This window comes from Streptomyces sp. NPDC102258, from assembly GCF_055584685.1.
This window is the reverse complement of sequence record NZ_JBVJLO010000002.1, coordinates 430314-451539: the sequence shown is the minus strand read 5'-3', so window position 1 is coordinate 451539 and position 21226 is coordinate 430314. Positions and strand designations below refer to the sequence as shown.

Below are 21226 nucleotides of genomic sequence, written 5' to 3'. Positions count from 1 at the left end.
GCCGGCGTGGCCCCTACCGGCGGCCGGTGGGGCGCTCGGTGGACGTGGCGGTGCGGCGGGACGTCTCGGCCGCGCGGGTGGCGTCGCGGAGGCGCGTTTCCGCTTCGGTCACTGCGGTGTACGCGAGGTCCCGCTCGGCGCGGGCCCGTTCGGCGGCCTCCTCCAGCCGGGTGACCTCGGCGTCGGCCCCGGCCGCCCGATCCACCGCCCGCCGCCGGGCCTCTTCCGCCTCGCGGGCCTCCGTCTCGCGCGCCTTCGCCTCGCGGGCCTCCGTCTCGCGCGCCGTCGTCTCCCGGTGGGCGTCGGCGGTGCGGGCGGCTTTCGGGGCCGGGGCGGGTGCCTTCTTCGTCGCTCGGTCCGGGGCCGCCGCCGGGGCGGGCGGCGGGCGGTGGGCGCGGACGGCCGACGGGGTGGCTGCCGGGAAGGACGGGGCGGCGGACGGGGCGCGGGCGAGGCGGGCGGAGGCCCAGGCGGTGGCCGCGTCCGGGTCGGCCAGGGCCGTGTACAGGATGCGCTCCACCTCCCGGACCACCGGCTCCGACACCGCCGTGCCCGCCTCCCCGGCCAGCCGCTGCGCCTCCCGGGCCAGCGCCCCGACCACCACGTGCTGCTGGTGCGAGAGGTCCCGTAGCTGTGCGCCGTCGAGCGAGCGGTGGGCCTCGCGCAGTGCCTGCCCGAGCTGGAGGAACTGCTCCACCTCTTCGGGCTGGGCCCGGACCAGGGTGTTGGACACCCAGGCCGCCAGCGTGGGCCGGCGCAGCCCCGCGATGCGTTTCGCCGCCGCCGCGTCTCCGGCCGCCTTCGCGCGCGCCGCGGCGGCGTCGCGCGCGGCCGTGAACCCCTTCGGGGGGCCCGCGTACAGCGCGTCGACGACCTCGTCCGAAATGCCCTCCGCGTCCGCGTTCACGCGCCCCACTTTCGGGCATGACCGCCGGTCGGGCCGGTTGGGACGCACCAGGGGCCCGGCCGGGTGACGAAGATCGCCGGAACGGATCAGCGGGCCGCCCCGCGCGGGTGACGTGCGCACCCGCACCCGTTCCCGACCGCCGCCGGGCCCGTTGGACGGGGCATGAAAGCTCCCATAAAGGCGATAAGCGCCCCGATACTGCCCGCGGCCGGACGTCCCGACGCCCTCACCGCCCTCACCGCCCCCACCGCTGCGGCGCCGCCCGCCGGCGCGGTCCCCGCCCCGCCCGAGCCGATGCCCCGCTTACGGTCCACGCTCCGCGACGGGGTCCTCGCCGTCAGCCTGGCCGGGGAGTTCGACCTCCACACCTGCGCCCCCCTGCGCGGCCTCCTGGACCGGGCCGCGGCCCACGGGGCCCGCCGCCTCGTCCTCGACGCGGCCCTCGTCACCTTCTGCGATTCGTCCCTGCTCGACGTGCTCGACGCGTGGACCCGCGGCGGACGCTCCTGGGAACCGGCCACCACCTCGCGGCCCCTGCGCCTCCTGCTGGACCTCAGCGCCCGCGTCCGGCCCTGGCGGGACGGCCGGAAGCGGGTGGACTCGTGACGTTCACGGCCCTCACCCTGGTCCCGCTGCTGCTGGCCGCCCTGCTGGCCCGGCGGCTCCCCCCGCCGCCCCGGCCGCACGGCCCGGCACCGCTCAGCCGGCCACCGGGGCGATCCGGCGGTCGCGCAACTCGGCCCCCTGGTCGGCGAGTTCCGTCAGTTCCGGATCGTGGGTGGCCACCAGGGCGGTGACCCCCTCGCTGCGCACCACCGTGCGCCGCAGCCGCATGATCGAGCGTGCGGGTCGGGCTCGTCAGCAGTGCCCGGCCCACCACGACGCACTACTGCTGACCGCCGGACAGCTCCCCCGGGCGCTGTCCGGCCTGGTCGGCCAGTCCGAACCGCGGGCGTCACTTCCGTGGCCCGGGTGTCGTTAGCCGCTAGGGGTTGACCCGGGGGCGAAGGGATGACGGAATGCGGCAGTTTCCTCTGGAGATGCGCCACGTGGCGCCGGGGCGCGTGGTCGAGTGGCGGTTGCGGTCCACGGCCGTGCCGCCGCAGGACACGGACCGGGGTGACGCGGCCGGCAGATGGGCCTCGTTCAACCAGGACAAGCACTTCACCGTCGCCGAGGAGAGCCGCGGCGCCGACGATCCCGTCGCCTCGTGGCTGGCCGTCACCTTCGAGGTCGAGGGCGCTCTCGACGAAGTGGCCCTCGCCCAGGCGCTGCTGGGCTTCGTCCAGCGGCACGAGGTGCTGCGCAGCGCGTTCCGGCGGCTGGCCGGCGAGGTGGCGTGCGAGCCGCTGGACGCCGGTGAACTGGCCCTGGAAGCCCGGCACGTGGCCACCTTCGACTCCGCGGACCGGCTGCGCGACTTCCTCGCCGAGCGGTTCAAGCGCAGCATCGACACCCTGGCGTGGCCGCTGTTCACCATGGGCGCGGTGCTGCGCCCGGACTCGGCGACCGTCTACCTCGCCTTCGACCACATCGTCTGTGACGGGATGTCGATGCCGATCGTCGTCCGCGAGGTGATGACCGCGTACGAGGCCCTGCGCGACGGCGCCGATCCGGCCCTGCCGGCCGTCCCGAGCTATCTCGACTTCGCCGAGGAGCAGCGGCGGCGCTACCTGTCGATCGACGCGGACGACGCGCGCCTGGACTACTGGAAGTCGTTCATCGCCCGCAACGGGGAGTTCTTCCCGCGCTTCCCGCTCGATCTGGGCGTGGAGCCGGGCCGGATGTACCCGATCGTCAACGAGGCCTCCGCGCTGCTGGACGCCGCCGAGGCGGAGGTGTTCGAGAAGGCCTGCCGGAAGGCGGACGCGAAGCCGTTCATGGGGCTGCTCGGCTCGGTCGCCGTCTGCCTGCGCGAGGCCGGGGGCCCCGGGGTCTACCGGGGGTTCATGCCGGTCAGCGAGCGCGGGCGCGGGGCCTGGAACGACGCGGTGGGCTGGTTCGTCAACACGATGCCGATCGAGTTCGACGCCTCCCCCGGCCAGGACTTCACCCAGGTGATGGCGGCGGTCCGGGCGGGCTTCGGCGAGATGATCGCGCACATCGACGTGCCGTTCGTACGGGCCTGGGAGCTGCTGGCGCCCGAGGAGTTCGCGGCCCGCTCGTGGCCGTACCCGGTGAACTTCTTCTCGTACATCGACATGCGCAAGTGCCGGGGCGCCGAACGCCACCAGGAGTGGCGGCCCGCCACGCACGTGTGGTCGGCGCGGGCGAACGGGGCCTGCTCCTGGTTCCAGCGGGACGCGGAGGGGCTCCACATGAACTCCCTGTACGTGGACACGCCCGCGGCCCGCCGCACGATGGGCGACTTCCAGGAGGCGCTGCGCCGCACGGTGCGCAGCGTCGCCCGTTCGGGCGGTTTCGGCCGGCCCGTCGCGCTGACGGCGCCGCGGCGCTCCGAGGAGCGGGCGGCGCCGGTCAGGGCCTGAGCGGCGGGAGGGCGGCGGCGCGGGCCAGCAGCAGGTCCCGTTCGCGGGCGTTGCGGGTCAGGGCGGCCGCCTTCTCGAACTCGGCGCGGGCCTCCCGTCCGCGCCCGAGCCGCTCCAGCAGGTCTCCCCGTACGCTCGGCAGCAGGTGGTACGCGCGCAGGGCGCCGTCCCGGTCGAGGGCGTCGACCAGGGGCAGCGCGGCGGCGGGGCCTTCGGCCATGGAGAGGGCGACGGCCCGGTTCAGCTCGATCACCGGCGAGGGGACCAGCCGGACGAGCCGGCCGTAGAGGGTGGCGATGGCCGTCCAGTCGGTGTCCTCGTAGCGGACGGCGGCGGCGTGGCAGCCGGCGATGGCGGCCTGGAGCGCGTAGGGGCCGCTGCCCGCGCGGTGCAGGGCGTCGACGCCGCGCCGGATGAGGAGCCGGTTCCAGCGGGCGCGGTTCTGGTCGGCGAGCAGGACCGGTTCGCCGTCGGGTCCGGTGCGGGTGGCGGTGCGGGAAGCCTGGAACTCCAGCAGCGCGCACAGGCCGTGCACCTCGGGCTCCTCGGGCATCAGCGCGGCCAGGACGCGGGCGAGGCGCAGGGCGTCCTCGCACAGGGCGGGCCGCAGGAGGTCGTCGCCCGCGGTGGCCGAGTACCCCTCGTTGAAGACGAGGTAGATGACTTCGAGGACGGAGTCGAGCCGCTGTGCGCGGTCGGCGCCGTAGGGGACCTCGAAGGGGACGGCGGCCTTGGCCAGGGCCCGTTTGGCGCGGACGACGCGCTGGGCGACGGTGGCCTCGGACGTCAGGAACGCGCGGGCGATCTCCTGGGTGGTGAGGCCGCCCACCAGGCGCAGGGTGAGCGCGATCCGGGCCTCGGTGCCGAGAACGGGGTGGCAGGCGGTGAAGACCAGGCGCAGCAGGTCGTCGTCGATGTCGTCCGGGTCCGCGGGCTCGGTGGGCGGGGGTACGTCCTCCAGGGTGCGGCCGACCTCGGCGAGTTTGCGGGCGTAGGTCTCCCGGCGGCGGACGAGGTCGACGGCGCGGTGCTTGGCGGTGGTCGTCAGCCAGGCGCCGGGGCGGTCGGGAATGCCGGTGCGGGGCCATTGTTCGAGGGCGGCGACCAGGGCGTCCTGGGCGAGTTCCTCGGCGATGCCGACGTCCCGCACGATGCGGGTGACGCCGGCGATGATCCGGGCGGACTCGATTCTGAAGACCGTCTCGACCGCCCGCGCCGTGCTCTGTTCCGTCACGGCCACCCATCAGAGCAGGCGTGACGGAACAGGGCAAACGCGGCGTCGGCGTCACATCTCCTGGATCTCGCGAAGCTCGGCGCCGACGTGCCAGCTGGTGGGGTGGATGGACAGGAACCGCTTGGTCCATTCCAGGGCCTCGGCCTTGTCCTTGCACTGGAGCAGGGCGTAGCCGCCGACGACCTCCTTGGTCTCGGTGAAGGGGCCGTCGGTGAAGCCGAGCTTCCCGTCGGACCAGGTGACGCGGGTGGCCTCGGAGGTGGGGAGCAGCCCGGCGGTGTCGAGCATGACCCCGGCCTTGGTGATCTCCTCCATGAGGGCGCCCATGCGCTCCTCGAAGTCCTTGGGGAAGCCGTCGGTGGGCAGGTTCTGCTCGTCGATGCGGATCAGGCTCAGGAAGCGCGGCATGGTGACTCCTCGGTCGAAGGGGCGGGGCCTCTCCCCGCCTCTCACCCCTGCGTCGAACGGGAGGCCCCCGGATCGACACCCCCGCCGGAATTCTTCGAAGTTTTCTCGGACCCGGCCACCCGGGGCCGCCGGACGGCCTCCCGGCGGCCGGTCCGGGGCCGCCCGGGCCGCTTGGCGGGTGGGCCCTGACGCTGGGCCCTACCCGCGAGTAGGATCGCCGGGACCCAGGCAGGCCCGCCCTCCGAGAGGATCCCGATGCCCCGCACCTCCTCCTCCCCACTGCTGCTCGCCGGACTGCTCGCCGGGGCGGCGGTGGCGCACGCGGCCCTGCCGGAGCGGTTCGACGCGATCGTCCCGCGCTCCCTGCCGGGCAGCCCGCGCGGGTGGACGTACGCGAGCGGCGCGGCGGAGCTGGCGCTGGCGGCCGGGGTGGCGTACCCGCGCACCCGCCGGGTGGCGGCGCTGGCCACGGCGGCGTTCTTCGCCGGGGTCTTCCCGGCGAACGTGAAGATGGCCGTGGACGCGCGCCACCGCTCCCCCGCCTACCGCGCGGCGGCGCTCGGACGACTGCCGCTCCAGGTACCGCTGGTGCTGTGGGCGCGCGGCGTGAGCCGTTCGGCGACGAGCCGTTAGGCCGGCGCATCCGATCGCGGGCCGGCGGCGGAAGAGACAGCCAGAGCCCCCGGTCACACGTCGGCGGACCGGGGGCTCGGCCGCACCGCCCCTACCGGCTGTCGCCCGACCAGTCCCAGCGGCCCGGGTCGTCGGGTCTGCGGCGGTAGTGGGCGCGGCCGCCCGGGCCGTAGCGGCCTATCTCGGTGGCCAGCCGGGCCTCCTCCGACAGCTGCCGTGCGCTCCAGCCGGTCACGTCGAGGAGCAGGCCGTCGAGGGGGCCGCCCACGAGCTCGCCGTAGGCACGCCCCGGGCGCGGGCCCGGGTCGGGGTCGTCGTGGTCGGCGCCGTAGACCCGGCGCCGCAGCATCCTGTCGTCCATGGCCCCAGCTTCACAGGCGGCACTGACAACGGCCGCGCCCCCGCCCGTTCGGCCCTACGCTGGCGGTCACGACAGACGCGAACCGAGGAGCACCACCCATGACCCGTCGGGCACACCGGCCGCTGGAGGACCGGGAATTCGACTTCATCGTCGGCATGGCACCGGGCCCGGTCCTCGCCTACTTCACCGGCACCTGGCCGAAGGCCGCCCCGGCCTGCGCGGCGATGGACGCCGTCGTCGCGGAACTGCTGGCGCCGACGGAGTACGGGAGCCGGCTGACCGCCGTCCGCACCGACATCACCCGCTGCCCGGAGACGACCCGCCGGTACGGGGTGACCGGCGCGCCCACCGTGGTGCTGATCCGGGCCGGAGAGGCGGTGGCCACGCACGCCGGTCCGCTGTCGGGGGTGGAATTCCGGACGTTCCTGGACGCCCACCTCTGAGCCCCCTGCCCTGCGGGGCCCGGGAACGCGCGCTCGGGTGAACCCGGGCAGACTGGCCGAAACTGGCATGGATGAGATAGGTGCCTGAGGCATGTAATGGAGTCCGGCGTGAACGGAACCATCGCTTGCGAGGTGTTGCTTTCCATGACCGAAGCCATGACCCCTGCCCTGCCTGATGCCGTCGCCTTCCCACAGGACCGCACCTGCCCCTACCACCCGCCCGCCGCGTACGAGCCACTGCGGAAGAACCGGCCCCTCTCGCGCGTCACCCTCTTCGACGGCCGCTCCGTCTGGGTGGTCACCGGCCACGCCGAGGCGCGCGCCCTGCTCTCCGACGCCCGGTTGTCCAGCGACCGCGACAAGGAGGGCTTCCCCGCCCCCACCCGCCGCTTCAAGGGCATCCAGAGCCGGCGCGCCGCGCTGCTCGGGGTGGACGACCCCGAGCACAACCGGCAGCGCCGCATGCTGATCCCGGCCTTCTCGGTCAAGCGGATGGCGGCCATGCGGCCCCAGATCCAGGAGACCGTGGACCGGCTGATCGACGCCATGGTGGCGAGCGGCACCCAAGCCGAACTCGTCGGTTCCTTCGCCCTGCCGGTCCCGTCCATGGTGATCTGCTCCCTGCTGGGCGTGCCGTACGCGGACCACGAGTTCTTCGAGGGGCAGTCGCGGCGGCTGCTGCGCGGTCCCGAGCCCGCCGACGTCGAGAACGCCCGCCGCCGGCTGGACGCCTACCTGGAGGAACTGATCCGGCGCAAGCGCACCGATCCGGGCGACGGGCTGCTGGACGAGCTGATCGCCACCCGGCTGGAGACCGGCGAGACCACCGTGGAGGAACTGGTCGCCCTGGCCGTGATCCTGCTGATCGCGGGCCACGAGACCACGGCGAACATGATCTCCCTCGGCACCTTCACGCTGCTGCGCCACCCCGAGCAGCTCGCCGAGCTGCGCGAGGACCCCTCGCTGATGTCGGAGGCGGTGGAGGAGCTGATGCGGTTCCTCTCGATCGCCGACGGCATGCTGCGGGTGGCCACCGAGGAGATCGAGGTCGGCGGCGTGACGATCCGCCCGGACGAGGGGGTGGTCTTCTCCACCTCCGTCATCAACCGCGACGAGGCGGTCTTCGAGGAGCCGGACTCGCTCGACTGGAACCGGCCCACGCGCCACCACCTGGCCTTCGGCTTCGGCATCCACCAGTGCCTGGGCCAGAACCTCGCCCGCGCCGAGATGGAGATCGCCCTGGGCACCCTCTTCCGGCGGCTGCCCGGCCTGCGCCTGGCGGCCGACCCGGACCGGATCCCCTTCAAGCCCGGCGACACCATCCAGGGCATGCTCGAACTCCCCGTGGCCTGGTGAGCGGCATGCGGATCTCGGTCGACCAGGACGTCTGCATCGGCGCGGGCCAGTGCGCGCTGACCGCGCCCCAGGTGTTCACCCAGGACGACGACGGACTCAGCGAGGTGCTCCCGGGCCGCGAGGACGGCCACGGCAGCCCGCTCGTAAGGGAGGCCGCCCGCGCCTGCCCGGTCTCGGCCATCACCCTCAAGGAGGACTGAGGCGGCCCGTCCCCCGCCGGACGCGGTCGCGGGGCCCGCGACGACGGCCCCGCACCGCGCGAGAGCCCCCGCCGGATGACCGACGGGGGCTCTCTCACGGGCCGGGCTCGTGAAGCGGCGCTAGGAGATCGTGACCACCTGTTCCGCCTGGGGTCCCTTGGGGCCCTGGGTGACGTCGTACTCGACCTTCGCGCCCTCCGCCAGCTCCTTGAAGCCGGTCGACTGGATGGCGGAGTAGTGCACGAACACGTCGGGGCCGCCGTCGTCCTGCTGGATGAAGCCGAACCCCTTCTCCGCGTTGAACCACTTCACGATGCCTGTTGCCATCTGGCTGATCCTTCTCAACGTTCCACTCGGGCCGCACGTGCGGCCGTCTCGATACTGCCCACCCGTCCCGTCCGCCACACCCGGAGCGCGGCCAACCGGGGGCGGACCCCACCTCCCGCCCGGCAGCCCAGGCAGTTCGCGTGACCTGTCCGGGCGGCGGTGTCGCGTACCCGCCAGTCCCACTCGGCGGCCGGGCGGGGCCCGCTCGGCTTGCCCCAGCCGGTGAGGTGGAGCAGCCAGGTGAATACGCCCGCCGCCAGGACCAGCCCGAGGCCCAGCCAGATGCCGGGGGCCCAGGCGGCACACAGGGCCGCGCCGGCTCCGGCGCAGCCCAGCAGGGCCAGGGTGGTGCCCGTCCAGCCGGCGATGGTGTGGCCGAGGTCGACGTGCCCGTGGGCGCTCATGGGGTCTCCCGGGAGGACGTACGGCAGTAGGCTCGGAGCAGGAACTTTTATCTCGCGAGCTAAGTAACTTAGACACTAAGGAGTATTGGCGTGCAGGGCAAGCCCCGCCCCCCGGCCACGGCCGCCCAGGCGATCTCGCACATGGACCGGTACGTGGCCCTGGGCCTCATCGGCCAGCAGGAGGTGGCGCAGTCGCTCGGGCTGAACGTCACCGACCTGACCTGTCTCGGCCACATCCTGGGCGCCGGGGAGGCCCCGCTCGCCGCCGGCGACCTCGCCTCGCTGACCGACCTCACCACCGGCGCCGTCACCGGTGTGCTCAACCGCCTCGAACGCGCCGGGTACGCGCACCGGCGGCCGGACCCGGCCGACCGGCGCCGGGTGCGCGTGGTGGCCGACCCGGCCGCCGCGGCCCGCGTATTCGCCGTATACGAGCCCTTCTACGCCCGGCTCCGCGCCCTGTTCGCCGAGTACTCCCCCGACGAGATCGCCGTCATCGCCGACTGGTTCGGGCGGGCGACCGTCGAGATGCGGGCCCACCTGGACCAGGTCCGCTCCGGCGGACCGGGTTCTGTCGCCCCTGGGCACCGCCCGGGGGGAACCGGCTCCGACTGGTAAAATGGGCGGGAAACTCGAAGCGCGGGGCGCGTTCGCCCGGTGCGGACACGCAGACGAGCCGGGGCGCGTACCGAGGGGTACGGACCCCGGCTCGTCGCCGTTCACCCCCTGTGTCCGCATTCCGCGTGCGCACTCCTCACGGAAGGTTCTGCATGAAGAACCCGTCACCCCATGGGCGTTTCGGCATCAAGGCCGCGGCGAAGGGCTCCAAGCCGGGGGCCAAGGGCGCCGGCAAGACGCCGCGGACCCTCGGACCGCAGGGCGAGTACGCCATGCCCCGGACGACCTCCCCGGCGCTGCCGCCGGTCGCGGCCTTCGAGGAGCTGGGCCTGCCCCCGGAGCTGGTGACGGCGATGACCGACCTGGGGGTGACGAAGCCGTTCCCCATCCAGGCGGCCACCCTCCCCAACTCCCTCGCGGGCCGCGACATCCTGGGCCGGGGCCGCACCGGCTCGGGCAAGACGCTCGCCTTCGGCCTGGCCCTGCTGGCCCGTACGGCGGGACAGCGGGCGGACCCGAAGCGCCCGCTGGCGCTGGTCCTCGTACCGACGCGCGAGCTGGCGCAGCAGGTGACCGAGGCGCTGGACCCGTACGCGCGGGCGCTGGAGCTGCGCCTGGCCACCGTCGTCGGCGGGCTGTCGATCGGCCGCCAGACGGGCGCGCTGCGCACCGGCGTGGAGGTCGTCGTCGCCACCCCGGGGCGGCTGAGCGACCTGGTCGGACGGCGTGACGTCCACCTGGAGCGGGTGAAGATCACGGTGTTGGACGAGGCGGACCAGATGTGCGACATGGGGTTCATGCCGCAGGTCACCGAGATCCTCGACCAGGTCCACCACGCGGGGCAGCGGATGCTGTTCTCGGCCACCCTGGACCGCAACGTCGACCAGCTGGTGCGCCGCTATCTGAAGGACCCGGTCGCGCACTCCGTCGACCCGCAGTCGGCCTCGGTCGGCACGATGGACCACCACGTGCTGCACATCCACGCGGCGGACAAGATCTCGGCGGCGACCGAGATCGCCGCGCGCGAGGGCCGGGTGCTGATGTTCCTGGACACCAAGCACGGGGTGGACCAGTTCGTGAAGCACCTGCGGGCCATGGGCGTACGGGCGGAGGGGCTGCACAGCGGCAAGTCCCAGCCGCAGCGCACGCGCACCCTCGGGCAGTTCAAGGACGGCCTGGTCACCGTCCTGGTCGCGACGAACGTGGCCGCCCGCGGCATCCACATCGACGACCTCGACCTGGTCGTCAACGTGGACCCGCCCGCCGACAGCAAGGACTACCTGCACCGCGGCGGCCGCACGGCCCGGGCCGGCGAGTCCGGCAAGGTCGTCACCCTGATCACGCCGAACCAGCGGCGCGACATCACGCGCCTGATGGCCGACGCCAAGATCCGGCCCACCATCACCCAGGTGCGCTCGGGCGAGGCGGCGCTGAGCCGGATCACGGGTGCGAAGGCGCCCTCCGGGGTCCCGCTGGCCGGGGCCGCGCCGACCGACGCCAAGGGCCGGCCCAGCGGCACGGACCTGGGCTTCCGCGGCATCGGTACCCGGCCGGGCCGGCCGGGCAAGGCCAAGGAGTCCCGCAAGACCATCGAGGCGCGCCAGGCGGCGGAGGCCCGGCGCGCGGCCCGGGTCCGCAAGGGGCTGACGCCGTGAGGCCCTGACGGGCTCACGCGGAAGGCGAGCCGGGGCCCGTACCGAGGGGTACGGGGCCCGGCTCGTCGCCGTTCAGCTCCGGCGGCGGCGCCTGCGGGTCGTTCAGCTCGGGCGGCGGCGCCTGCGGGTCGTGATCGCCCGGGTGACCAGCGGCGGGAGCAGATCCTTGGCGAGGCGGCGACACCCGGCCGCCTTCGGGGACACGGCCTTCGCGGGCATGGGCTTCGGCGAGGCCGGGGCCGCGGCGGGACCGGCGGCGGGCGGGCGCAGGAGTTCCGGCGCGGGCGGGGCCTTGACGCCCTCGTCGCCGATGCGCACCAGCGGGTGCCCGGCCACCATGTCCACGCCGTGCCACAGGTCGGTCCGGCCCTCCAGCCAGCCGAGCAGGGCCGCCTGGTGGGGTGCCGGGTCGCCCCAGGTCGCGTACAGCTTCGAGGCGGAGACGGCGATCACGCGCAGCCCGCCGGTGGCCACCGCCGCCCAGACGGCGGCGGCGACGCCCGGGCAGTGGGCGGAGCGGTAGTCGTCGAAGACCACGACGGCGTCCGGGGCGGCGACGGTGCGCGAGGAGGCGATGTCCTGGACCACGTGCTCGTGGAGGTGCGAGGCGTCGATGTGCACGAAGCGGCAGCTGCCGGGGCGCACCCGGTCCGCCACCACCGAGGTCGGGGCCTGGATCACGGTCGGCAGGGCCGGGTGGAAGGCCAGGTAGTTCGTCTCGAAGCCGCGCCGGGTGAGGGTGGGGTAGGAGTCCCTCATCTCCGCGAGGTTGAAGTCGTCGGGCGGGGGCGAGTCGAAGAGGTCGCAGACCGTGAACTCCTCGCCCTCGCGCAGGTATCCGGCCAGGAAGATCGCGCTCTTGCCCATGAACGCGCCGAGTTCGAGGATGTCACCGGACGCGCCGGGGGTCTCGTTCTGGCGGGTCAGGAACCAGTCGAAGAGCACCTGGTCGTACGCCGAGAACCAGCCCTTCACCTCGCTGTACGCGCGGGGCTCGGGCGGCGCGGGCTCCCCGTCGGGGGTGGTGACGGGAGCCTGTGGAACGTGCTGCACGGAGAGTCATCCTCCAGCGGAATGGCATCGGTTCAACGCTGACACCCGGCCGGGTAGGGAGAAGATAAACCGCTGAACGGCGTATGGCGACCCCTTGCGTACGACGCCTTCCGTTTCCCGGCCGCACCGGCTCCGGGAGCCGGCTGCGGGAGCCGGCTGCGGGCGCGGTGTCTAGGCCGCCCGGCGGCGTAGGCGTTGGGAGGCGGTGTTGCGGACGCGGCGGGTGCGGGCCGAGGTGGCGAGGAGGGTCAGGGCCTGCGGGGAGTCGAGTGAGCCGGCCGCGGTGTGCTGGCACCAGTCGGAGGCGGCGGCGAGTTCGGCCGGGGACCACGGCGCGCCGGCGGCGACGGCCTTGAGCAGGGTCCACTCGCGCAGCCGGCGGGCCGGGAAGGCGTGGCCGACCAGTACGGGGCGCAGGGCGCCGGCCCAGTCGGGGAACCCGGTGCCGGGCGGCAGGCCGGTGGCGCGCCGGTCGAGGTGGGTGACGACCGCGCTCTCGGCCATCACGGGGTCCGGGTCGCGCAGGACGGCGGCCACCGCCGCGGCCTCCCCCGCCCCCGGGCCCGCGAGGGCGGCGGCGGCCAGCCGGTCGAGGTGCCGGGCGTAGCGCCACCGCCCGGGGACGCCGGTCTCCGCGGGCGCCGCCGGGGCGGGTGCCGGGCCCGGCGCGGGCCGGGCCGCGGGCCGGTCGGGGCGGCGGGGGGCCGCCTCGCGGCCCGCGCGCGCTGCCGCCGGGTACGCCGGGCCGCTTCCCGGCGTCCGGCTCGTCTGGTGATCGCGTCTCCCCATGGGTCCATTCCACACGACGGGCGTGCCCGGGCGGTGCCCCGGGGTGCCCCGCGCGGAGCGGAGGCCGGTCAGACCTGTTCGAAGGAGAACGACTTGATGAAGCAGTCCCGGGGCTGGCCGATGGCGAAGAACACGCAGTCCACGAGGGACTGGGCGGTGAGCGGGTCCTTCGCGGTGCGCGGGGCGTCCACCCACGCGGGGGACAGCGGGTCGTGGTTGGCGAAGTCCGGCGGGTACAGGGAGATCACGCGGACGCCCTCGCCGCGCAGCCGCCGGGAGAGGACCTCGGTGAATCCGGCCTGGGCGCTCTTGGCGGCGTAGAAGGAGTCGTGCGCGTCGGAGCGGTGGTTCCCCTTCTCGCCGCAGCCCGAGACCATGGTCACGATGTCCGGCTTGTCGGACTTCAGGAGCAGGGGGAGGAACGCCTTGGTCGCCAGGACGGTGCCGGTCGCGCCGGAGGCGAGGGTGGCCACCACGTCCTCGTCGGAGGCGGACAGCAGGTCCGTCCCGTGCTGGTACCGGGCTCCGTTGTTGACCAGGACGTCGATGTGCCCGGCCCGGGCGGCGACCGAGGCGGCGAACTCCCGGACGGACGCCGGGTCGCTCAGGTCGCAGGCGTAGGCGTGGACGCGGCTGACGTCATGGCCCTGGGCGGCCATCTCCTCCCGTACGCGCTCGGCGGCTTCGAGGCCGCGGGCGGAGAGGTGGACCTCGGCGCCGCGCGCGGCGAAGCTGAGGGCCAGCGTCCGGCCGAAGTCCCGGCCCGCGGCGGTGATGACGACACGGTGATCGGTGAAGGTCATGTCTGCGCTCCCGTTCGGATGTCCCGCCTTCCATGATCACATTCACCGTCCGGGCCCCGGATCACCGGCTCCGCACCGGCCTCGCACCGGCTCAGTGGCGGGTCAGCCGCGGTGGGCCTCGTACCCGCCCGAGCCCTGGTCGGGCTCGTGGCCGGGGTCCGGGAGCGGGGCGCCGGTCTCCAGCAGGGTCTTGAGGCTGGACGCGAGCATCGGCCAGGCCCGGCCGCACATCCCGATGAGGGTGCCGCCCGCCACGAACCCCTCGTGCCGAATGGTCAGCCGGGCCAGGGTGTCGCCGACCGGCTCGATCTCGTAGGTCACCCGCGTGCGCGGCTCGGCCGCCAGCTCGGCCCGCAGGTCCTCCGCGATCCCCACGGCCGCCGCCCACGCGCGGGTGAAGGTGTGCCAGGTGTACGAGAGCCTGCGGTCCGGAACGCAGTCCAGGACCACCTGGGCGGGATCGCTGGTACGGGCGCCCCGCTCGACCCAGTCCATCCGCGAGCCCACCGCCCAGTCCGTCTCGAAGCCGAGGCCCCAGTAGCGGCGGGTGAGGGCCGGCTCGGTCAGGGCCTGCCAGATGCGGGCGGGGTCGGCCTGGATGTAGAGGGTGTAGTCGATCACGGTGTCGGTCATGCCCCCATGCTGCGCGACCGCCGGCCGTCGGCCCGGGATTGCGGCGGGGGCGCGTTCCCGGGCGGGGCGCCGGGCGGCCCGGGGGCGGGGGTTACCAGCGCAGGCCCTGTTCCGGGAGTTCCATGGGCGGGATCCGGGGCGGCGCGGGGAGGTTGAGGTGGGCGCGGGCCGCGTGGACCGCCGCGAGTTCGTCCCGCCCGGCCGGGCCCCAGTCGCTGAGTTCGCGCACCTGCTCCGGGGTGGCCAGCAGTCGCGCGTACGCCGGGTCCGCGGCCGGGGACACCGCCGTGAGCCGGGCCGCGGTACGGACCGCCGCCCCTTGGTCGGCGTACCGGTAACCGAGCGGGAGGGTCGCCGCGGTGGGCTCCGCCGTCGGGGCGGGCAACTGGGCGGCGCCGGTGGCGCGGGCGACGAGCAGCAGCACCCGGCCGTCGGGGGCGAACAGCCAGCCGGAGCGTTCGCGTACGGGCAGGTGCGCGGGGACCGGGCCGGGGCGCCAGGGGGCGTGCTGCGGGGTGCGGCGGGTGCGCAGGACGCCGAGCCGGTCCAGGGCGGTGGGGTTGGTGGGGCGGCCGTCTTCCAGCAGGGCCGGGCCGCAGCCGTTGATCCGGGCCCGCAGGGCGGACAGCGCGCGGCGGGCGTCGCCGGGGTCCATCAGGGCGGGCAGGTCGGCGGGTTCGGCGAAGTCGATGCCGGTGATCTCCTGGGCGGGCAGCCGGACGGAGCGGATCCGGTCGGGGGTCCACGTACCGCCGTCGTACACGTGCAGGATCTCGCCGGGGAAGCGCATCTCCGGCGGGAAGCAGGGGGTGTCGGCGGGGATCCAGTCGACGGCGAGCCCGCGCGGGTAGCGGCCGTCGATGCCGAGTTCCTCGCGCACCTCGCGGGCGGCGGCCGCGGCGGGCGCCTCCCCCGCGTCCACGGCGCCGCCGGGCAGCAGCCGGTCGGCGCGGTAGTCGACGCTCTGGACGAGGACGCGGCCGTCGGCGTCGGTGACGAGGACGGCCGCTCCGGTCCAGAGGGCGGCGCGCGAGGCCCCGTACTCCTCCGGGCTCATCCAGGTGCCAGCGCGCTCGGGGTCGTCGGTCAGCTGGGGCATGGGAACTCCGTTCACCGTGGGTGGACCCGCCGCCTGTGCAACAGCGGGCGCGGGCCCCGGGTTACGGCGCCGACCCCTCGGCGGCCGGATCCGTTTTACCGCCGCCATACCTCCTTATGACCGGGTTATGCCCCTCTCGCTACTGTCGCGGTGCGGACTGGCGGCGTGAAAACCGCCGGTCCGACCAATGCGTTGGTCCTCTTACGCACCGCGATGCCGCGCGCATCGGCTTCGTGCGCGAGGGCGGGCTGTACTCCTCGGCCTGGGGTGAGCGGTGCATGCGCGGGACGGCCGCCGGGCGGGGCGCGGCGGGGGCTCATCCATCCGGGTGATGGGTGGGCTCGGTGGGGTGGGGGTGCGGCAGGGTGGGGGCATGCCGTCCCTCCGGGTCCCGCCTCCGCTCCCTCTCGTGTCGATGGTGCTCGCGCTGTCGGTGCTCAACGCCGGGTGCGTGACGGTGCGGCCGTCGGGGCCGGGGCCCGGGGCCGCCACGCGGACGTCGGACCGGCCCGTGGTGCGGGAGCTGCCGCTCGGGCCGCTGCCGGACGCCCCGGCCACATCCGCCGAGGCCGCGCCGCCGGTCCCGGCCCCGGCCGCGCCGCCGCCGGACGCGCCCGATCACCGGGCGGCGCCGGACGCGCCCGAACCCGGGCCCCGTGCGCGCCGCCGGGCCGACCCCGCGCCCGCACCCGCTCCCGCGAAGCGCCGTACGCGTGCGCCGTCCCGGCCACGGCCCGCGCCCGCCCGTACGTTCGACATGGCGCCCCTGTGCGAGGCGGCCCGGGGCACGGTGTCCCCGGCCATCGTCGCCCTGTGCCGCTGATCCGCACCGGCCCTAATCCGGTGGATCCGGGGGCTGCGCCTACCTAGAGTGACCGGGCACCCGTCCCGAGCTGGAGTCCGCGCATGCGTACGCACTACCCCCGTACGGCCCACCTGCCGTGGTCCCCCGGCGCCACGCCGGACGACGTGCGCGCGAGCGGGCCCTCGGCGCTCGCCGGGCGGGAGGTCGTCGTCACCGAGAAGTTCGACGGCGAGAACACCACGCTGTACGCCGACGGGCTCCACGCCCGCTCCCTCGACTCCGGACACCATCCCTCGCGCGCCTGGGTCAAGGGCCTCCAGGGCCGCATCGGCGCCGGCATACCGGCGGGCGTACGGGTGTGCGGGGAGAACCTCTACGCCCGCCACTCGCTCGCGTACGGGGAACTCGACAGCTGGTTCTACGCGTTCTCGGTATGGGACGGCGACCACTGCCTCGACTGGGACCGGACCGTGCGCTTCCTGCACCGGCTCGGCGTCCCCACGCCGCCCGTCCTGTGGCGCGGGGTGTACGACGAGCGCGCGCTGCGCCGGCTGCGCGTCGACCCCTCCCGCCAGGAGGGTTACGTCGTACGGACGGTGGCGGGTTTCCGGCGCGAGGACTTCGGCCGGTACGTGGCCAAGTGGGTGCGCGGCGGCCACGTCCGGACCGGCACCCACTGGATGCACGCCCCCGTCGTCCCGAACGGGCTCGGTCCGAACGCCCCGCTGTGGGCGGTCCGTTCGGGCGCCGAACCGGACGTGGCCGGGCTGCTGGCGGCCCTCGGCCCGGGGGCGGGGGCGCGGCCGGGGGTGGCGGACGGCGGCACGGACGCGGGGGGCGGCGGTCTGGCCGCCGCCGAGCGGGCCGTCGCCGAGGTGACCCCGCTCCTCGACGGCGCCGGCCGCACCGGCGAGGCCCGGCTGGCCGGAGTGCTCGCCGCCGCGCTGCACCGCGAGCCCCGCGCCGCTCTCGCCGCGCGCCTGGCGGCGGGGCCGCTCGGGATGCCGGCCGCCCGGCGGGTCGCGGACCTGGTCGGGCTGTACCCGGCGCTGCGCAGGCCGTTCCCGGACGAGGAGCGCCGGGCCGGCCTCGTACGGATGGCGGTGGCGGCCGACCTCGGGGTGCTGCACGCCCTCGCGGTGGCCCTGCCGGGCGGTGGCGGAAACGCGGACGACGCCGACGACGCGGACGACGCCGCCGCGCGGGAGTGCGCGCAGTGGTCCGCGCTGTACGCCGAGGAAGCGGGGTTGCTCGGCCCGGACCCCCTGGGCGGCCTGCGGGCCGGGCTGCGGGAGGCCCTCGCCGGGCTGGACGGCGACGCCGCCGACCGGTGCTGGGCCGAGGCCCGCGAGGCCTTCGGGCGGGGCACCCTGTCGACCGCCGAGGAGGCCGTCGCGGCTACCTGGCGCCTGCGCGACCCGGGGTCCTTCCCCCGGGTGATACAGCTGTGCGGCCCCTCGGGGAGCGGGAAGAGCACGTACGGCCGAGGCCTGCCGGGCGTCGACGCGTACGTCAGTCTGGACGACCTGCGCTCCGCGCGGGGCTCGCGCGCCGACCAGCGGGCCAACCCGGAGGTGCTGCGCGAGGGGCTGGAGCGGCTGGACCGGGCGCTCGCCGCGGGCGGCACGGTGGTGTGGGACGCCACCTCGCTGACGGACCGCCAGCGCGGCCTGGCCGGGGCGATCGCCCGGCGCCGGGACGCGCTGGTCACCCAGGTCGTGGTGCTGGTCGGGGAGGCGGAACTGGTGCGGCGCAACGCCGTGCGCCCGCACCCCGTGCCGGAGCCGGTCCTGGCGGCGCAGCTGCGCCGGTTCGCCCCGCCGTACCCGGGGCAGGCGCACCGCACCCGGTACGTGGGCGCGGGCGCGGGCGGCGCAGTGGAGGACACGGCGGGCGGTCTCGGGCTGCCGTGCGGGGCGGGGGAGGAACGCTGATGCGTACCAGTGAGCAGCTCTACCACCAGGTCCGCTGGGACCCCCGCTTCGATCCGGCGCGGTTCACGCTCGGCCTGCTCCAGCGCGGGGCCGCGCCCAAGCGGGTGCCGCTTCCCTCCTTCGTGCCGGGCGGGGACATCCCCTGGCACCGGGTGCTGTTCGTCGAGGCGGACGGCGAACTCGTCTGGGACCGGGCCTCCGGGGTGGACCGGATCGACTCCACGCGGGCCGGCCGGGTACGGGAGACGCGGCTGCTGGCCGCCCCCTTCTTCGCCGCCCGGACCCCGCATGCCTGGGACCCGTCGGACGGTGGCGGCTGGCGGCCGTTCCGGGCCGGCCCCGGCGCCGCGCCGCCCGCCGCCGTGCGGATGCTGACCTGGAACACCCTGTGGGACCGCTACGACGCCCCGCGCATCGCCACCGCCCGGCGCAGGCCGCTGCTGCTGGCCTCCCTGGCGGCGGCCGACGCCGACGTGATCGCGCTCCAGGAGGTGGAACCGGCGCTGCTCGCGCTGCTGTTGGCCACCCCGTGGGTCCGGGCCGGGTACGTCCTCGGCACGGATCCGGACGGCGCCGACGTGGCCGACCACGGGCTGGTGGTGCTGAGCCGGCTGCCGGTGCGGGAGGCGGGCCTGCACGAGCTGCGGCCGCACAAGGCGGTGGCCGCCGTCACCGTGGACTCGGCGGCCGGGCCGCTGGTCGTCGCGGCGACGCACCTGACCAGCGACCACACGGCGGACGGCGCCGCCCGGCGGGAGGCCGAACTGGCCCGGATCGCCGAGGGGCTGGGCGGCCTGGAGGCGGAGGTGGCGCTGCTCGGCGACTTCAACGACGGCCGTTCCGGGGCCGAGGGGCCGGCCGCCGCGCTGGGGATGCGGGACGCCTGGAACGAGGCGCACGGCCCGGCGGACGACACCGCGACCTTCGACCCGGGGGTGAACCCGCTGGCCGCCGTCGGTTCGCTGACCGGGCGGGCGGCCCGGCTGGACCGGATCCTGCTGCGGCCGTCCGGTGGCGCGCGGGTGCGGCGGGCCGCGCTGCGGGGCGATGCCGCCGGGCCGGAGGGGCTGTTCGCCTCCGACCACTTCGGGGTGGAGGCGACCGTCGCGTACGGGGACGGGCCCGATGACGGCCCCGACGGCGGCGTGCCCGCGCGGCTCGGCGCACCGGCGACGGCGCGGACGGCCGTAGCCTGGCAGGCCACCGAGGACCCGGCGGCCGGGGAGCCGTGCCGGGCGTACGGCCCAGGGGTGGGCCGCCGGCTCGCGCACGGGAACCTGCTGTCCGGCTTCGTACCGGAGTCCGACTTCGCGGCGGCGCTGCCGCTGCTGGCCGAAGTGGCCGCCGGGGTGCGGCCGTTCATCGCCTGCCTGGACGCGGTCGGGCAACGGGAGAACGACACCCTGCGGCTGGACCCAGCGGCGGGTGAGGGCGGCGCCGCGCCGTGGCACCGGCTGCGGCAGGCCTTGGCCGACCGGTTCCCGGGTTGCCGGGGGCACGCGGGCGGCTGGACCCCGCACCTGACGCCGGGCGGGAGCACGGACGTAAGCGCGGGTGAGGCCGGGCTCGGCGGCGGGCGTTCCGTACGGGTGGGCTCGCTGGCCGTGCTGTCACGGCGCGGGGACGGGCCGATGCGGGTCCGGGCGACGGTGGACCTGGGCACGGGCGAGCTGCGGTGGACGCCGCAGACCCCGTCGGCGGCCGACGCGGACCCCGCCGGTACGGGCGCCCTCGCTGCCGACGCGGAGGCGCGGGCCGCCCGGATCGGGGCGCGGATCGCGGCGGCCCTCCCCGAGGGGCTCGTCCATGTGGCCGGGTCGCGCCGGATGGGCTGCGCGCTGCCCGGCTCCGACCTGGATCTGGTGGCGGTGCTGCCCGGCGCCCTCGACAGTGGCGCCGTACGGGCGCGGATCGCGGCGGCGCTGCCGGAGGCGGAGCGGCTGCGCGTGGTGACGGGCGCGCGGGTGCCGGGGCTGCGGCTGCGGGCCCGCGGACTGGACGTGGACCTGGTGCTGGTCGGCGCGGCCGGGCTGGAGCCCGCGCGGGCCGTGGCGCGGCGGGCGGAGCTGGGCGGGGCGGCCGCGGTGGCGCTGAGCGCGCTCACCGATGCGGACGCCGTAAGGGAGGCGGTGGGCGGGGCGCGGGCCGCCTTCGCCCGGCTGGCTCGGGAGGTGAAGGCCTGGGCGCGGGCGCGCGGGCTGGACTCTGCGCCCTTCGGGGGGCTGCCGGGGCCGGCCTGGGCGGTGCTGGCGGCGCGGACCGTCCGCGAGGCCGCCGACCGCTCCCCGCAGGCGCTGCGGCGCGAGTTCTTCGGTACCTGGGCGGCCTGGGACTGGACCCGGCCGGTGGCCCTGGCGCCCGGCGCCCCGTCCCCCGCCCCGGCGGAGCCCGTCACCGTTCTCACCCCCTCCGCACCGGTCCGCAGCTGTACGGGCCAGGTGGGTGGGGGCATGCGCGACCTGCTGGTCCGGGAGCTGTACCGGGCGTGGGAGGTGCTGGAGGAGGACCCCGAGGACTTCGGGCGGCTCCTGGCGCCGCCGCCGCTGCACCGGCGGCACGCGGCCTGGGCGGTGGTGGACGTACGGGCTGACACGGCGCGGGAGTTGGAGGAGCGGCTGGGCCGGGTCCGGGGGCGGCTGCGGGGCCTGCTCGGCGTCCTCGCGGACGCCGGGGTGCGGGACGCGCACGCCTGGCCCCGCCCGTTCGAGCGGACCGGCACGGCGGCCCGCTACGCGATCGGGCTGGGTCCGGCCCCGCCCGGCGCCGCCGCCCTGGCGGCGCTCGCGGCCCCCTGGCCGGCGGGGCTGCCGGGCGTGATGGTCACCTGGACGCCGGGCGGCGAGGTCCCGGACCTGCCGTGAGCCCGGGGCCGGGAACTGGCAACCGGCAGCCACTGACGACAAGCAACGAAGGCGCCACCGCCCACGAGCCCCCGGTACGGACACTTCCCGAAGGCGGTGGCGAGCTCCGTCACGCCTCGGCGGGTCCGGCGGGGCGGAGCGGTCACGGTCGTCAGTACAGCCTCGCGGGGAATTTTCGTCAACACTTTTCACAAGGATTGAAGAAACCCCGAGT

22 protein-coding genes and 1 pseudogene are annotated in these 21226 nt (G+C 75.7%); 11 read left to right on the top strand and 12 right to left on the bottom strand.

Going from position 1 to position 21226, the window contains the following annotated elements:
• Window positions 1–13: 13 nt before the first annotated feature.
• On the bottom strand, window positions 14–907 hold the full coding sequence (locus ACZ6ZT_RS05205) for a hypothetical protein (protein ID WP_469715670.1): 894 nt from the start codon (window positions 905–907) through the stop codon (window positions 14–16).
• A 162-nt stretch (window positions 908–1069) separates the two neighbouring features.
• Between ACZ6ZT_RS05205 and ACZ6ZT_RS05200 the strand changes: the two genes are divergently transcribed.
• Complete coding sequence (locus ACZ6ZT_RS05200; RefSeq protein ID WP_469715668.1) at window positions 1070–1513, top strand: STAS domain-containing protein; 444 nt, start codon at window positions 1070–1072, stop codon at window positions 1511–1513.
• Between the two features lie 93 nt (window positions 1514–1606).
• Here the strand turns inward: ACZ6ZT_RS05200 and ACZ6ZT_RS05195 are convergent.
• Window positions 1607–1850, bottom strand: a pseudogene (locus ACZ6ZT_RS05195) (ABC transporter ATP-binding protein); the annotation flags it as partial.
• 76 nt (window positions 1851–1926) lie between these two features.
• Between ACZ6ZT_RS05195 and ACZ6ZT_RS05190 the strand changes: the two are divergent.
• Window positions 1927–3396: a condensation domain-containing protein gene (locus tag ACZ6ZT_RS05190; RefSeq protein ID WP_469715666.1), complete on the top strand. Its 1470-nt coding sequence runs from the start codon at window positions 1927–1929 to the stop codon at window positions 3394–3396.
• Here ACZ6ZT_RS05190 and ACZ6ZT_RS05185 read toward each other — a convergent pair.
• Window positions 3386–4630 (bottom strand): RNA polymerase sigma factor, encoded by a 1245-nt coding sequence (locus tag ACZ6ZT_RS05185; RefSeq protein ID WP_469715664.1) that lies wholly within the window; start codon window positions 4628–4630, stop codon window positions 3386–3388. The genes ACZ6ZT_RS05190 and ACZ6ZT_RS05185 overlap by 11 nt on opposite strands.
• A gap of 51 nt (window positions 4631–4681) precedes the next feature.
• Entirely contained in the window at window positions 4682–5038 is a 357-nt protein-coding gene (locus tag ACZ6ZT_RS05180) for a YciI family protein (protein ID WP_469715662.1), read from the bottom strand.
• Between the two features lie 255 nt (window positions 5039–5293).
• Here ACZ6ZT_RS05180 and ACZ6ZT_RS05175 point away from each other — a divergent pair, with 255 nt between their 5' ends.
• Window positions 5294–5671: a DoxX family protein gene (locus tag ACZ6ZT_RS05175; RefSeq protein WP_469715660.1), complete on the top strand. Its 378-nt coding sequence runs from the start codon at window positions 5294–5296 to the stop codon at window positions 5669–5671.
• A 91-nt stretch (window positions 5672–5762) separates the two neighbouring features.
• On the opposite strand, the gene ACZ6ZT_RS05170 is transcribed toward ACZ6ZT_RS05175, so the two are convergent.
• A complete protein-coding gene (locus tag ACZ6ZT_RS05170) occupies window positions 5763–6032 on the bottom strand; it encodes a hypothetical protein (protein ID WP_469715658.1) in 270 nt (89 codons plus the stop codon).
• Window positions 6033–6130: 98 nt separating this feature from the next.
• Between ACZ6ZT_RS05170 and ACZ6ZT_RS05165 the strand changes: the two genes are divergently transcribed.
• The 3 genes from ACZ6ZT_RS05165 (at window position 6131) to ACZ6ZT_RS05155 (ending at window position 8031) form a co-directional block, all read left to right on the top strand.
• Window positions 6131–6475 carry a thioredoxin family protein gene (locus ACZ6ZT_RS05165; protein ID WP_469715657.1) on the top strand — a complete coding sequence of 115 codons (345 nt, stop codon included), beginning with the start codon at window positions 6131–6133 and terminating at the stop codon, window positions 6473–6475.
• Window positions 6476–6619: 144 nt separating this feature from the next.
• Window positions 6620–7831 carry a cytochrome P450 gene (locus ACZ6ZT_RS05160; protein ID WP_469715656.1) on the top strand — a complete coding sequence of 404 codons (1212 nt, stop codon included), beginning with the start codon at window positions 6620–6622 and terminating at the stop codon, window positions 7829–7831.
• A gap of 5 nt (window positions 7832–7836) precedes the next feature.
• Window positions 7837–8031 carry a ferredoxin gene (locus tag ACZ6ZT_RS05155; RefSeq protein WP_469715840.1) on the top strand — a complete coding sequence of 65 codons (195 nt, stop codon included), beginning with the start codon at window positions 7837–7839 and terminating at the stop codon, window positions 8029–8031.
• A 120-nt stretch (window positions 8032–8151) separates the two neighbouring features.
• On the opposite strand, the gene ACZ6ZT_RS05150 is transcribed toward ACZ6ZT_RS05155, so the two are convergent.
• Both ACZ6ZT_RS05150 and ACZ6ZT_RS05145 read right to left on the bottom strand, forming a co-directional pair.
• Window positions 8152–8358, bottom strand: coding sequence for a cold-shock protein (locus ACZ6ZT_RS05150; protein ID WP_469715654.1), 207 nt, complete (start codon window positions 8356–8358; stop codon window positions 8152–8154).
• A gap of 14 nt (window positions 8359–8372) precedes the next feature.
• Window positions 8373–8762 (bottom strand): HGxxPAAW family protein, encoded by a 390-nt coding sequence (locus ACZ6ZT_RS05145; RefSeq protein WP_469715652.1) that lies wholly within the window; start codon window positions 8760–8762, stop codon window positions 8373–8375.
• A 90-nt stretch (window positions 8763–8852) separates the two neighbouring features.
• Between ACZ6ZT_RS05145 and ACZ6ZT_RS05140 the strand changes: the two genes are divergently transcribed.
• Window positions 8853–9380, top strand: coding sequence for a MarR family winged helix-turn-helix transcriptional regulator (locus ACZ6ZT_RS05140; protein ID WP_469715650.1), 528 nt, complete (start codon window positions 8853–8855; stop codon window positions 9378–9380).
• 152 nt (window positions 9381–9532) lie between these two features.
• The gene (locus tag ACZ6ZT_RS05135; protein WP_469715647.1) at window positions 9533–11035 is read left to right on the top strand and encodes a DEAD/DEAH box helicase; all 1503 of its coding nucleotides are present in this window, start codon (window positions 9533–9535) and stop codon (window positions 11033–11035) included.
• A 102-nt stretch (window positions 11036–11137) separates the two neighbouring features.
• Here ACZ6ZT_RS05135 and ACZ6ZT_RS05130 read toward each other — a convergent pair whose 3' ends face one another.
• The 5 genes from ACZ6ZT_RS05130 to ACZ6ZT_RS05110 all read right to left on the bottom strand — a co-directional run bounded on the left by ACZ6ZT_RS05130 (window position 11138) and on the right by ACZ6ZT_RS05110 (window position 15412).
• On the bottom strand, window positions 11138–12088 hold the full coding sequence (locus tag ACZ6ZT_RS05130) for a class I SAM-dependent methyltransferase (RefSeq protein ID WP_469715645.1): 951 nt from the start codon (window positions 12086–12088) through the stop codon (window positions 11138–11140).
• A gap of 171 nt (window positions 12089–12259) precedes the next feature.
• Complete coding sequence (locus ACZ6ZT_RS05125) at window positions 12260–12877, bottom strand: hypothetical protein (protein ID WP_469715643.1); 618 nt, start codon at window positions 12875–12877, stop codon at window positions 12260–12262.
• A gap of 68 nt (window positions 12878–12945) precedes the next feature.
• Window positions 12946–13680 (bottom strand): SDR family oxidoreductase, encoded by a 735-nt coding sequence (locus ACZ6ZT_RS05120; RefSeq protein ID WP_469715641.1) that lies wholly within the window; start codon window positions 13678–13680, stop codon window positions 12946–12948.
• Between the two features lie 102 nt (window positions 13681–13782).
• Window positions 13783–14313, bottom strand: coding sequence for an SRPBCC domain-containing protein (locus ACZ6ZT_RS05115; protein ID WP_469715639.1), 531 nt, complete (start codon window positions 14311–14313; stop codon window positions 13783–13785).
• Between the two features lie 91 nt (window positions 14314–14404).
• Window positions 14405–15412, bottom strand: a complete 1008-nt coding sequence (locus tag ACZ6ZT_RS05110) for an NUDIX domain-containing protein (protein ID WP_469715637.1) — start codon at window positions 15410–15412, stop codon at window positions 14405–14407.
• A gap of 409 nt (window positions 15413–15821) precedes the next feature.
• Here ACZ6ZT_RS05110 and ACZ6ZT_RS05105 point away from each other — a divergent pair, with 409 nt between their 5' ends.
• The 3 genes from ACZ6ZT_RS05105 to ACZ6ZT_RS05095 all read left to right on the top strand — a co-directional run bounded on the left by ACZ6ZT_RS05105 (window position 15822) and on the right by ACZ6ZT_RS05095 (window position 21012).
• Complete coding sequence (locus ACZ6ZT_RS05105) at window positions 15822–16235, top strand: hypothetical protein (protein WP_469715635.1); 414 nt, start codon at window positions 15822–15824, stop codon at window positions 16233–16235.
• An 83-nt stretch (window positions 16236–16318) separates the two neighbouring features.
• Window positions 16319–18151: an RNA ligase family protein gene (locus ACZ6ZT_RS05100; RefSeq protein WP_469715633.1), complete on the top strand. Its 1833-nt coding sequence runs from the start codon at window positions 16319–16321 to the stop codon at window positions 18149–18151.
• Window positions 18151–21012 carry a poly(A) polymerase gene (locus tag ACZ6ZT_RS05095; RefSeq protein ID WP_469715631.1) on the top strand — a complete coding sequence of 954 codons (2862 nt, stop codon included), beginning with the start codon at window positions 18151–18153 and terminating at the stop codon, window positions 21010–21012. Before ACZ6ZT_RS05100 ends, ACZ6ZT_RS05095 begins: the two co-directional genes overlap by 1 nt.
• Window positions 21013–21226 lie beyond the last annotated feature (214 nt).